The 12314-nt window shown below is 73.0% G+C and carries 11 protein-coding genes; 6 read left to right on the forward strand and 5 right to left on the reverse strand.

Translation table 11 applies throughout. From position 1 onward, the window contains the following. Window positions 1-167 precede the first annotated feature (167 nt). Both AB0447_RS19830 and AB0447_RS19835 read right to left on the reverse strand, forming a co-directional pair. Window positions 168-2123, reverse strand: coding sequence for an AAA family ATPase (locus tag AB0447_RS19830; RefSeq protein ID WP_366477991.1), 1956 nt, complete (start codon window positions 2121-2123; stop codon window positions 168-170). Between the two features lie 357 nt (window positions 2124-2480). Beyond that, window positions 2481-3068 carry a hypothetical protein gene (locus AB0447_RS19835; protein ID WP_366478005.1) on the reverse strand — a complete coding sequence of 196 codons (588 nt, stop codon included), beginning with the start codon at window positions 3066-3068 and terminating at the stop codon, window positions 2481-2483. Between the two features lie 255 nt (window positions 3069-3323). Here AB0447_RS19835 and AB0447_RS19840 point away from each other — a divergent pair, with 255 nt between their 5' ends. From AB0447_RS19840 to AB0447_RS19850, 3 genes are all read left to right on the forward strand, one after another. Continuing rightward, window positions 3324-4772, forward strand: coding sequence for a C39 family peptidase (locus AB0447_RS19840; protein WP_366477992.1), 1449 nt, complete (start codon window positions 3324-3326; stop codon window positions 4770-4772). 79 nt (window positions 4773-4851) lie between these two features. Beyond that, complete coding sequence (locus AB0447_RS19845; RefSeq protein WP_366477993.1) at window positions 4852-5286, forward strand: SPW repeat protein; 435 nt, start codon at window positions 4852-4854, stop codon at window positions 5284-5286. Between the two features lie 180 nt (window positions 5287-5466). Then, window positions 5467-5616, forward strand: a complete 150-nt coding sequence (locus tag AB0447_RS19850) for an SCO1431 family membrane protein (protein ID WP_366477994.1) — start codon at window positions 5467-5469, stop codon at window positions 5614-5616. Here the strand turns inward: AB0447_RS19850 and AB0447_RS19855 are convergent. Genes AB0447_RS19855 through AB0447_RS19865 form a run of 3 tightly spaced genes read right to left on the reverse strand, consistent with a single transcriptional unit; the run spans window position 5594 to window position 8114 of the window. After that, complete coding sequence (locus tag AB0447_RS19855; RefSeq protein ID WP_366477995.1) at window positions 5594-6505, reverse strand: hypothetical protein; 912 nt, start codon at window positions 6503-6505, stop codon at window positions 5594-5596. The two genes, AB0447_RS19850 and AB0447_RS19855, sit on opposite strands and share 23 nt — an antisense overlap. Next, window positions 6502-7575 carry a DUF6114 domain-containing protein gene (locus AB0447_RS19860; RefSeq protein ID WP_366477996.1) on the reverse strand — a complete coding sequence of 358 codons (1074 nt, stop codon included), beginning with the start codon at window positions 7573-7575 and terminating at the stop codon, window positions 6502-6504. Before AB0447_RS19860 ends, AB0447_RS19855 begins: the two co-directional genes overlap by 4 nt. Further along, a complete protein-coding gene (locus tag AB0447_RS19865) occupies window positions 7566-8114 on the reverse strand; it encodes a DUF6230 family protein (RefSeq protein ID WP_366478006.1) in 549 nt (182 codons plus the stop codon). The genes AB0447_RS19860 and AB0447_RS19865 overlap by 10 nt, the downstream gene beginning before the upstream one ends. Window positions 8115-8330: 216 nt before the next feature. On the opposite strand from AB0447_RS19865, the gene AB0447_RS19870 reads away from it, so the two are divergent. The 3 genes from AB0447_RS19870 to AB0447_RS19880 all read left to right on the forward strand — a co-directional run bounded on the left by AB0447_RS19870 (window position 8331) and on the right by AB0447_RS19880 (window position 12181). Continuing rightward, window positions 8331-9053 carry a TetR/AcrR family transcriptional regulator gene (locus tag AB0447_RS19870; protein WP_366477997.1) on the forward strand — a complete coding sequence of 241 codons (723 nt, stop codon included), beginning with the start codon at window positions 8331-8333 and terminating at the stop codon, window positions 9051-9053. A 161-nt stretch (window positions 9054-9214) separates the two neighbouring features. Further along, window positions 9215-10387, forward strand: a complete 1173-nt coding sequence (locus AB0447_RS19875; RefSeq protein ID WP_366477998.1) for an acyl-CoA dehydrogenase family protein — start codon at window positions 9215-9217, stop codon at window positions 10385-10387. A 234-nt stretch (window positions 10388-10621) separates the two neighbouring features. Beyond that, window positions 10622-12181, forward strand: coding sequence for a S8 family serine peptidase (locus AB0447_RS19880; RefSeq protein WP_366477999.1), 1560 nt, complete (start codon window positions 10622-10624; stop codon window positions 12179-12181). Window positions 12182-12314 lie beyond the last annotated feature (133 nt).

Here is a 12314-nt window from a genome sequence, read left to right on the forward strand (position 1 = left end):
TGTTCAGCCCGTCCGGCGCTTGAGGACCGGGGTCTGGGGCGGAGCCCCAGTTCGGGAAGGGGCGGGTGGGGAAAGGCTCCGCGCAGCGGCCAGGCCGTGCCAGGGCCACCACGGCGGCGGCCCGGTTCGGCCGGGGCTGGACCGGCGGCGGCCCGGCCCGGCCGGGGCTAGAGCGGCGGCGGCTCGGGCCGCCCGGGGTCGGCGGGGCCCCGCCCCGACAGCACCTCCCCATACGCCTGCATCAGGTCCGGCAGCCGCAGCGTCGCCAGGTCCTCCCGCGACGGCGCCGCCACGTACCCGGCCAGCCGTAGGTCCCGGTACGCGCAGCTCTTCTCGTACAGGGTGCGCAGGAACCGTCCGTTGCCCAGCTCGTCGATCCAGCCCTGCTCCACCACGTGCCCGCTGATGCTGCGCAGCTCGTCCAGCGCCTCCTCGTCCCAGCGGTCCCCGTTCGCCTCCGCCAGCACCCCGCCGATCGCGGTCAGCTCCAGCGGCCGGTAGCTGGGGAAGTCCACCCGGGTGGTGAACCGGGAGGACAGCCCGGGGTTCGCGGCCAGCAGCCGGTCCATGCCCGCCGGATAGCCGGCCAGGATCACCACCAGATGGTCCCGGTTGTCCTCCGCCCGCTTCAGCAGCACCTGCAGCGCCTCGTCCCCGTAGGCGTCGCCCTTGCTGTAGCCGGAGTTGGACAGGCTGTACGCCTCGTCCACGAACAGCACCCCGCCGATCGCCGAATCGATCAGCTCGTTGGCCTTCACCGCGGTCTGCCCGAGGAACTCGCCCACCAGGTCGGCCCGCTGAGCCTCCACCAGATGGTCCCCGCCGAGCAGCCCCAGCGCGTAGAACACCCGGCCCAGGATCCGCGCCACCGTCGTCTTCCCGGTGCCGGAGGGGCCGGAGAAGACGAAGTGGCGTTTCGGCGGCTGCACCGGCAGCCCCTGCCCGGCCCGCAACCGGGCCATGTGGAGCTGCGCCGACAGCGCCTTCACCTGCCGTTTCACCGGCTCCAGGCCCACCATCCGCTCCAGCTCGGCCAGCGCCTCGGCGAGCAGCGCCGGATCCGCCGGCCCGGCCGGCAGGCCGGCGGGCAGGGTCTGCGGGGGCACCGCCGCCTTCCGCCGTACGCCGTCCAGCCGTCCTGTCCCGGCGCCGGGACCGGCCGGCGCCCCGGCGCCCGGCGGGCCCGCGCCCGGTACCGCACCCGACCCGGGCCCGCCGTACCGCGGCTCCGACGGCTCCCCGCCCAGCAGCGGGTCCGGCTCCGCCAGCGGCCCGTCGGCGACCGCTCCGCCGCCCAGCGTCACCGCCGCGAAATCACCCCCGACCGGCGACAGGTCGTACCCGTCCAGCCCGTCCGACTCGGCGATGGCCGTCAGCCGGGCCGCGGTGTCCATGAACGCCGGATCCACCCGGTGCACCGCCCGGTACAGCGGCAGCGCGGCCGCACTGCGCCCGGTCCCCTCGTGCGCCCGGGCCAGCCAGTACCGCAGCTCCTTGCGCTGCGGCTGCTCGCTGCGGCAGCGCATCAGCGCCGCCGACAGCATCGGCTCAGCCTGCCCGTACATCTCCAGGCGGACCCGGGCCATGCCGCCGAACAGCCCCGCCTCGATGCCCAGCAGGGGATCGTCGACCAGCGGCTCGGTGTGCCGGACCAGCTGCTCCCAGTCCTTGACCAGATAGGCCCGGCAGGCGTGAAGGAAGCGGACCTGGGCGTCCGCGTCCACCGGCGGCAGAGCGGCGAGCGCCTGGTCCAGCTCGGGCACATGGCGGCCGTCCAGCCAGTGCGAGGCGTGGGCCAGCAGCAGGTCCCGTCGGCTCTCCAGCACCGGCTGCACCCACCAGCCCAGCCAGTACCAGGAGTTCAGGGTCCGCCGGTGCCGGGCCCGCTGCTCCCCGAACCGGTCCCGGTGGGTGTACATGCGCAGCAGCGCGGTGGTGGTGTCCACCCTCAGTGCGTGCAGCCCCAGCCAGGCGTCCGCCATGGTGGGATCGAGTCGTACGGCCGCCCGGAACTCCTCCTCGGCCTGCGGATAGGCGCCCATGGTGCAGGCGTCCACCCCCCGCAGCCAGGCGAGTTCGGCCGGGGCGTGCGCGTTGCCGCTGCCCTGCGTGCCGAAGTCCATCACATCCCCCACAAGCCTGCCCCCGTGGTGCGCAGCAACCCCCGCTTCGAATCAGCGAGTTGCACCTGCGTCGATGAATTCTGGGTGGCATCGTACCTGCGGCTACGGACCTTACGCAGTGCGCTGCGGGCACCGATCGAGTGGCCGCCGTACGGCAGTGAGGTGACTCAGGGTGAAGATCGGGGGGCGGGTGAACCGCTCCGCGGGGCAGAACGAAGCCCCCGATCACGGGGGAACAACCGGGGGCTTCGTGTCCGCGGTGGCCGTATACGGCCGCGCATTCAGAACGTAAGGCCGGTGCGGTGCCCAGGTCAAGCGGAGTCGAGCAGGCCTTGACAAGTGGATTTCCGGGACGGCTCAGGCCCGGGGCTGTTTGTCACCCTCGGTGACGGAAGTGCCGGTTCCAGGCGTCGCAGCGGCCCCGGAAGTCCACTCGTATCCCGTACCGCACTGGCGTACCAGGGTGTCGGCGAAGGGGCGTGAAGGGTCGTCCGCGAAGTGCGCGAGCTCCGCGCGCTCCCACCCGTCCCAGAAACCGGCCAGTTCGCTCCCGTCCCGGTCCCGCCCGCGCCCCCAGGACTGCTCGCGCGGGGTCTCCATCCACAGCAGCCGGGCCAGATGCGGCCGCACCGCCCGCCGGCCCGCTCCCACGCCCTCGATCAGCAGCAGCGGTACCGGCTCCAGCACCCGGGCCGGGCCGAACCGGCGCTCCACCCAGTCGTACGGCGCCCAGTGCGCGGCCCGCCCGGCGGCGAGCGGCACCAGCACCTGTTCCCGGAACCGCTCCGTCCAGCCGAACAGCTCCTCGTGCGTGGCCACGTCGTCGAGATGCAGCACGGGCACCCCGCCGAGCGCCCGGGCGAGCCGCTCCGCGAAGGTGCTCTTTCCGGACCCGGCGTGCCCGTCGATCCCGATCAGCCGCACCGGCCCCAGCGAGGGCGGCAGGCCCTCGAGCTCGCGCGCGAGCGACTGAAGCGACTGAAGCGGCTGATGCGATCGAAGTGACGGCGAATGGGCTTCCACCAGCCCAGCCTAAGCTCGGCCCGGCCGGCGGCCGGCAGCCGGCGGCCTCGGTCGCGGGGCCGGGGGTGGTCCGGGAGGGCGCGCCCCGGCGCGACACGCACCCCCGCGCCCTGGCCCCGGGCGGGCGGGAACTGGGAGGGTGGCGGGAGCCACCGCCTCGACCACTGGGGGTCGTCCATGACCGCATCCGCTCCGCGCCGAGCCCTGCTCGCCGCCGCCCTCGCGGCAGTCACCGCCGCCACCGCCGCCGCCACGGTGTCCGGTACCGCGGAGGCGGCCGGCTCCGGCCCGAAGCGCCCCAAGGCCCCCGAGGGCGCGGAAGGTGCGGAACGCGGGGAGGGCGGGGAGGGCGCGGAGGGCGGCGGGCCCGGGGCCTCCGGCGCAGTCGCCGGCCCGACGGTGGACAACCGTTTCTGGTTCGCCCACCAGGACTGGCGCGCCGGTACCCACCACGGCACCACCGCGGTCCCCGGCTCCCGCCCCGCCCTCGGCATCCGCACGCCGGCCGGCCGGACCCAGTACGCCGACCCGCACACGGGGAAGAAGAGCACCTGGGAGTACGCCTCCTGGACCTCCCCGGTGCACCGGTCCGCGGTGCCCGCCACCGAGGTCGTCGCCTCCTGGAACGCCCGCACCCCCGCCGGGACCTGGCTGCAGACCGAACTCCGCGGCACCTACACGGACGGCACCGCCACCCCCTGGTACGTGATGGGCCGCTGGGCCTCGAGCGACGCCGACATCCGCCGCACCTCGGTGGACGGCCAGACCGACGGCCGCTCCACGGTGTGGACGGACACCCTCGCCCTCGACGACCCGGCGAAGGGCCTGCGGCTGCGCGACTGGCAGCTCCGGCTGACCCTGTACCGCCGCCCCGGCTCCGGGGTGGCCGGCCCGCTGGTGTGGCTGGCCGGCGCCATGGCCTCGGACGTGCCGGACCGGTTCACCGTCCCCGCGAGCCGCCCCGGCCCCGCCCGCGAGCTGAAGGTCCCGCGGTACTCGCAGGAGACGCATGTCGGCCAGTACCCCGAGTACGACAACGGCGGCGAGGCCTGGTGCAGCCCCACCTCCTCCCAGATGATCATCGAGTACTGGGGGCGCAGGGCCGCCCCGGCGGACCTGGCCTGGGTCCGGCCGGAGTACGCCGACCCGCAGGTCTGCCACGCGGCCCGGTCCACCTACGACCACGCCTACAAGGGCTGTGGGAACTGGCCCTTCAACGCCGCCTACGCCGCCACTTACCCGGATCTCGCCGCCGTGGTGACCCGGCTGGCCTCCCTGACCGACCTCGAGACCCTGGTCCGGTCCGGGATCCCGGCCATCACCTCGCAGTCCTTCCGGGAAGGGGAGCTGACCGGCGCCGGCTACGGCACGGCCGGCCACCTGATGACCGTGATCGGGTTCACCGCGGCCGGAGATGTGATCGCCAACGACCCCAACTCGCCGACCAACGCGGCCGTCCGCCGGGTCTACCGGCGCCGCGAGTGGGAGAACGTGTGGCTGCGCACCAAGCGCCACAACGCCTCCGGCAAGGTCGTCTCCGGCACCGGGGGCATCTGTTACCTCTACGTGCCGGTCCGCCCGACCCCCGCCCAGATCGCCGCCCTGCGGGCCGTCCGAGTGCTCTGATCGCTGGCATGACCAGGGGCCGAATGGGGCATAAGGTGGACATAAAGGGCACAGAAAGCGTCCTAGGAGGCGGCCCACCATGACCACCCATCCGAGAATTGAGCACCACCCCGACCTCGCCGAGATGCGCACTCGGTTCGAGCGGGTGACCAGCACCCCCCGTGCGCAGGCCGTGGAGGCACTCGCCCTCATCACCGGCCTGTACCTGGCGGCCTCGCCCTGGATCGCCGGGTTCAGCGGCCTCGGCCCGCTGGCCATCAACAACCTGATCGCCGGCATCGCGTTCTGCGTGTGCATGAGCGGTCTGGGTTCCGCTTACGAGCGCACCCACGCGATGGCCTGGACGGCGGTCGCCCTGGGTGCGTGGACCATCGTCGCCCCGTGGGTCATCGCAGGGGAGATGGACACGACCCGCTCCGTGGTCAGCAACGTGATCACCGGTGCGATCGCTCTCTGCCTGGGCCTCGCCATGGTGGCCCTGGGCGGTGAACGGAACCGCGAAGTCACCCCCTGAACGCAGGGGTGCACCCCAGTGCACACCTGAGCGCACAGGAGCAGGGGCCCCGGCGGCAGTGACCAACGTCTCTACCGCCGGGGCCCCTTTCGCTGGCACATTGGACGGAACCCGGGCCCTGTCCGAAATGCGACCCCGTCGCGTGGTGTCCACTGCCAGACGAACGATGCGAGAACCCCCATGACTGCGAACGCCGCCGCCCTGACCCGTGCCCGGAACCTCGCCCGCACGGGAGGCCCCAAGGAGGACTCCAAGCTGGTGGAGAACGTCCTCGGCTGGACCCTGGTGGTCGTCGTGGCCATGTTCGTCACCCAGATCGGCTGGATGTAGCCCCTTCCTCGGGCTCCACCCGTTCCTCGGGCTCCACCCGCCAGTGCCGGTCCGGTACGCCCACCAACCCGTACAGCGCCCGTACGGGCGACCGGCGGGGCAGCAGCACCAGCCCGGCGGCCGCCGCGAACAGCAGCAGCCCGGCCGGCCACCCCGCCAGGCGCACCAGGGCGCTCGCGCCCAGCGCCCCCGCGAACGGCAGCCCGTACACCCCGGCCCCCGCGATCAGCACGGCCACCGGCCGCGGCACCTTCAGGTCCGCGGCCGCACCCGGCAGCCGCCAGCCCTCCACCAGCCAGCCGATCTCCGTCAGCAGCATCGCGCCGACCGTCACCACCCCGAAGACCAGCAGGGCCAGAAAGGTTCCGGAGGTCAGGAAGTCCAGGCCGTGGTTGACCGCGCTGTCCGCGGACCAGCCGGCGTAGGTCCGCGGATCAGCGCTCAGCAGCCGCCGGTACCCGGTGCCGTCCCAGCCGTGGACCAGCGTGAAGAACAGCAGGAAATACCCGGCGACGGCCTGGAGGTACCCCCAGTACCCGGCTCCCACCAGCACGAACACCCGGGCCGCGAGGAAGCCGAGGAGCGCCCCGACCACCACCGAACCCGAGTGGAAGAGCGCGAAGCCCGCCCACACCCCGTCGTGGTCCCGGGCCACCTGCATGGTGGCCCAGGCCGGGTTCTGCCACAGCAGGTACAGGCCGGTGGGTGCGAGCAGCAGGGCCGCGTACAGCCCGGTCAGGGCCAGGTAGGGGTTGGCGGCCCGGCTCCTGGTCCGTACGCCCTCGCCGCGGACCGAGCGCTCCCACCACTGGAGCTGCCGGCCGGCCGCCACTGCGAAGGTCGCCCCGATCCCGTAGGCCCACAGCGGCGCGGCCTGCACCGGGATCACAGGGGGTCCCTCCCAGCGGTTGCCGGGGGAGCCTCCAGGCGCAGGCCGTCGGTGACGATCAGGTCGGAGGTGACCAGCGCCTGCTCGGCGGTGACCCGGGTCATGAAGACGAAGGGCGGGATGACGGGCGGTGCGGGCAGCCCGTCCGGGGTGAAGGTGACGCACAGCAGCCCCTCGATGCAGCCGCTGAACCGGGTCAGGTAGAGGGTCACGTCCCCGCTCAGCTCCAGGGAGTCGGCGGCCAGCCCGTACTCGTCCCGGCCGTCGCGGGTGCGCAGCCGGTAGTCGCGCAGCGAGGCCGCCCGCATCTTCAGGACCATCACCTTCAGGGGCCCGTCCACCGTGGGGACCTGGGTGATGCCGGCGAGGGTGAAGCCCTGCGGGGCGAAGAGCGAGGTGGTGACCGTCGGGGGAGTGCGCGGGGCCATGAGGGCGGGGCCAGCGGCTCCGGCGGCTCCGGGGGGCGTGCCGGTCGTGGCGTTCGTACCGGTGGTCCCGGTGGTCCCGGTGGTCCCGGTGGTCCCGGTGGTCCCGGTGGTCTCGGTGGTCCGGGTGGTCCCGGTGGCGAGGGCGGCCGCGAGCAGCACCGGGAGGGCGGCGGCGAGGGTGCGCGGTCCGCTGCCGTCCGGCGAGGGGACGTACGGCCCGCCGCCCTTGCCGTCCGCACCTTCCCCGGCCCCGGCCCCGGACCGCGGGGTCCAGCCGAAGGCCAGCGCGCTGCCCGCGATGCCGAGCAGCATGCCGACCAGGAAACCGCCCAGGTTGGTGGCGACGAAGGACAGCACCGACAGCAGCATCGCGTGGACGCTGACGTACACCCTCGCCTGCGGCAGGAACCACAGGAACAGCCCGGCCGTGATCAGCGCCAGCCCGATCCCGATCGCCGCGATCCCGCCCAGCCCCAGGCTGACCAGCACGGTCAGCGGGGACAGCGGCACCAGCAGCAGCTCGGTGCCGCCCAGCACCAGCAGCAGTCCGCCCCAGAACGGCCGGGTCCGGCGCCAGGCGCGCAGCCGGCGCCGCGCCCCGGGGCACGGCAGCCGGCGTTCCGGGGCTCCCGCTAGAAGCACTTCTTGCCGTCCAGACTGACGTCGAGCTTCAGGCCCTTGAGCCGGAAGTTGCCGCCGGTCGCGGACCAGGCCTTCGACCGCACGCCCGCGACCTCGATGTCCCCGGCCTGAAGCCCGAACTTCCCGGGCTCGCCCCGGACCCCGGCGACCTGGTCGAGGGTGGACGCGTCCCGGCCGATCTGGGCCGTCCCGAACCGGGCGTCGCCGGTCAGGTCCTCGCCGTCGATGATCAGGTTGCTGGCGGTGACCTCACCGGCCGGGCCGCCGGCCGTCAGTTTGAACACCACCGTGCCGACCGGGGTGGTCACCTCGGCGGACTGGCAGATGTCGGTGAGCGTGGCCTCTCCGATGCCGAGCAGGGCGACCGGGTGCCCCTTGCCGTCGACGGAACGGTCCGTCTGTACGTAGGAGGCCAGGCCCCTGCTGGTCAGTTTGGAGGAGGAGACCTGGAAGCTGGTGCCGGAGACGGCGAAGGAGGCGGCCAGCGCCCCCTGGGCCATCACCATCGCCATGGCGCCGACCGCGACGACCGCGGGCATCGCGATGAGGGCGGTCCTCTTCCAGTCGACCCGGCCCTCGGCGCGGCCCTCGACGCGGGCCTCGACCCGGCCCGCCTCCCGGCCCTCGGCCCGGTCGCGGTCGCCTCCGGTGCGCCTGCTGCGTGTGCTCATGGGGGTGCCTCCCGTACGTCGTCCGGTGCGCAGGGGAAGTGCGATACTGCGAGCATCTTTGGCAGTTCGAGGCTAGGGCCGAATTTGAATAATAGTCAACAGCGTGGAACGACCGAGCGTTCGCAGGTCCGCAGGGCCGAACTCATAGCGACCGGGCGGAAGTTGTTCGCCGACACCTCGTACGACGCGCTGTCCATGGACGACATCGCCCGGCAGGCCGGCGTCGCCAAGGGGCTGATCTACTACTACTTCAAGAGCAAGCGCGGCTACTACCTCGCCATCGTCGAGGACTCGGTGGCCGAACTCGTCGCCCGGGCCGGCGGCGAGCCCGACCTCCCGGCCGCCGACCGGCTGCGCCGCACCATCGACGGCTACCTGCACTACGCCGAGCACCACCAGGCCGCCTACCGGACCATCGTCACCGGCGGCGTCGGCTCGGACGCCGAGGTGCTGGCCATCCGGGAGGCGGTCCGCGAGGAACTGCTCGCCACCATCGCCGAGGGCGCCTACGGCCACCGCACGGTCCCCCCGCTGGCCCGCCTCGCCCTGGTCGGCTGGCTCTCCGGGGTGGAAGGCGCCACCCTCGACTGGATCGGCCCGCCGGCCTCACCCGAGCCCGTCGGCCGCCCCGACCGGACCGCGGTCGGTGAGCTCCTGGTGCGCCAGCTCCGGGCCACCCTGACGGTGATCGCCGAATTCGTCCCCGAATGCCCGGCCCCGCCCCCGGCTCCGGACACCACCCCCTTCGGGGCGCCGCCCGGCCCGCCCCAGGTCACAGACCGGGATCAGCCGATCTTGCACCCGTGACGGGACGCATCCGATCGGGCATACTCAACCCGCCGCAGCCGCTCGCCTACCCCTTCCGTGATCCGGGAGGGCAGCATCGGCTGCCTGAGCACCGAGATCCGGTGGCGCGCCCCACACCCCGCGCGTCGCCGCCGTGCCCGACGAGGGAGGAGAGCGCCGCCATGACCGACCGCGCCCCGCAGCCGGTGGACCGTCAGCTGCCCACCGAGGAGTCCCGGGACCTCCTCGCACTGGTACGCGAGATCGCGGCGCGGGAGATCCGCCCGCAGGCCGCCGAGGAGGAAGAGGCCGGCCACTTCCCCCGCGAGGTCTTCCGGCTGCTGTCCGACGCGGGCCTGCTGGGCCTCCCGTACGCCGGCGAGTTCGGCGGCGGCGAGCAGCCGTACGAGGTCTACCTCCAGGTGCTGGAGGAGCTGGCCGCAGCCCGCCTCACCGTCGGCCTCGGCGTCAGCGTGCACTCGCTGGCCTGCCACGGCCTGGCCGGCTACGGCACCAAGCAGCAGCAGAACGAGCACCTGCCCGCCATGCTCGGCGGCGGCCTGCTCGGCGCATACTGCCTGTCCGAGCCCGCCTCCGGCTCCGACGCCGCCTCCCTGACCACCAAGGCCGTCCGCGACGGCGACGACTGGGTGATCACCGGTACCAAGGCGTGGATCACCCACGGCGGCATCGCCGACTTCTACACCGTGCTCGCCCGCACCGGCGTCGAAGGCCCCAAGGGCATCACCGCCTTCCTCGTCCCCGGCGACGCCCCCGGCCTGTCGGCCGCCGTCCCGGAGAAGAAGATGGGCATGAAGGGCTCGCCCACCGCCCAGCTGCACCTCGACGGCGTACGCGTCCCGGACAGCCGCCGGATCGGCGAGGAGGGCCAGGGCTTCACGATCGCCCTGGCCGCCCTGGACGCCGGCCGCCTCGGCATCGCCGCCTGCGCCATCGGCGTCGCCCAGGCCGCCCTGGACGAGGCCCTGGCCTACGCGCTGGACCGCAAGCAGTTCGGCCACCCCATCTCCGACTTCCAGGGCCTGCGCTTCATGCTCGCCGACATGGCCACCCGGATCGAGGCCGGCCGCGCCCTCTACCTGGCGGCGGCCCGGCTCCGGGACGCGGGCAAGCCGTTCTCCCGGCAGGCGGCCATGGCCAAGCTGTTCTGCACCGACGCGGCCATGGCCGTGACCACGGACGCGGTACAGGTGCTCGGCGGCTACGGCTACACCCAGGACTTCCCGGTGGAGCGGCTGATGCGGGAGGCCAAGGTGCTGCAGATCGTCGAGGGCACCAACCAGATCCAGCGCATGGTGATCGCCCGTCACCTGGCCGGGCCCGAAACGCGCTGAGACGACCGCCCGCCGGACGATCCGCAACCGGCGCCACGGGTCCCCCCGATTCCCGACAAGTCTGCGCTCTTGCAGTCGAGTTGGGCATGCGCCAATCTCCTCTCGGGGGGAGTCCGCTTACGGTGCAGCGGGCCTTGGCGTCGTCCGGGCACAGCTTCCCCCTGCCCACGGCGTGCGCCGCGCCGCGTAGGCCCCGTGCCGGACGGTGCGGGGCACCTGAGGGGGGAGTGCAGGGTGAAGTTCTCCAGAATCCCGTCGCGCCGGGGCCGGGCCGCGGTCCTGCTCGCGGCCGCCCTGGTGGCCGGGGGCAGCCTCGCGGCACCCGCCACCGCGGCCGAGGCCGAGGGCGTCGTGCAGTACGCCGGGGCCGCCGACGCGGTACCCGGCAGCTACATCGTCATGCTCAAGGAATCCGGCGCGAAGGCCGAGCCCCAGCGGGGCACGGCGCTGGCCTCGCGCTACCGGGGGAAGCTGCGCGACACCTACGACGCGGCCTTCCAGGGCTATGCGGTGGAGATGTCCGCGCAGCAGGCGAGGCGGCTGGCCGCCGATCCGGCCGTCGCCACCGTCGTCCAGAACCGCAAGGTGAAGCTGGACGCCACTCAGCCCAACCCGCCGTCCTGGGGCCTGGACCGGATCGACCGCAGGCGGCTGCCGCTCGACAAGAAGTACGTGTACCGGGACTCCGCGGGGACGGGCGTCACCGCGTACGTCATCGACACCGGTGTACGGATCAGCCACAGCGACTTCGGCGGCCGGGCCCGCTACGGCTTCGACGCGATCGACGGCGGGGGCGCCGCCGACGGCCACGGGCACGGAACGCACGTGGCGGCGACCGTGGCCGGAACCACATACGGCGTCGCCAAGAAGGCCAAGATCGTCGCAGTGCGGGTGCTCAACAACGAGGGCGAAGGAACCACCGCGCAGGTCGTGGCGGGCATCAACTGGGTGACCAAGAACGCCGTCAAGCCCGCCGTGGTCAACATGAGCCTGGGCGGCGACGCGGACGTGGTCCTGGACACCGCCGTCCGCAACTCGATCGCCTCCGGGCTCACGTACGCGGTCGCGGCCGGCAACGCCGGAGTCGACGCCTCCACGCACTCGCCCGCTCGGGTGCCCACGGCGCTGACCGTCGGCTCCAGCGACAGCGGCGAGGCCCGCTCCTACTTCTCCAACACCGGAAAGCTCGTCGACCTCTTCGCGCCCGGCTCGGACATCGTCTCGGCCGGAAGCTGGTTCGACCAGCACGAGGTGACCATGTCGGGCACCTCGATGGCCGCCCCGCACGTGGCCGGCGCGGCCGCCCTCTACCTGTCCACCCACCGCACCGCCTCCCCGGCCACGGTGGCCAAGGCCCTGATCGACGCCTCGGCGAAGGGATCGCTGCACGACATCGGCACCGGCTCGCCGAACCGCCTCCTCTACTCGGGGACCGCTCCCCAGAGTCCGGCGGGCCCGCGCTTCTTCAACGGCACCAACCAGACGATCAACGACAACGTGATCTGGTCCCACCTTCCGGTCACCGGCGTAGCCGGAAAGGCCCCCTCCGACCTTGAGCTCGAGCTCAACATCAAGCACGAATGGCGCGGAGACCTGAGGATCGAGCTGGTCGCGCCGGACGGCACGCGCTACCGGATCAAGAACTCGGAGCCCTACGACTCGGGAACCAACGTCATCGGCATCTACGCCGTCAACGCCTCGGCCGAGTCGGCGAGCGGCGTCTGGAAACTGAAGGTCACCGACACCTCCTCCTTCTTCGGCGGCTACCTCGACAGCTGGGCCCTGCGCTTCTAGCTCTTCCGGTACTCCAGTACTCCGGTACTCCGGTACCTCTAGTCTTCTGAGTCATGAATTCTGTTCAGATGTGTAGGCTTGCTCCATGGCACGAATGGGGCGACCGAAGGCCGAGTTGACGCTGTCGGACGAG

Origin of the sequence: Streptomyces sp. NPDC051211 (genome assembly GCF_040689505.1) — a bacterium.
In the GTDB taxonomy this organism is placed as follows: Bacteria; Actinomycetota; Actinomycetes; order Streptomycetales; family Streptomycetaceae; genus Streptomyces.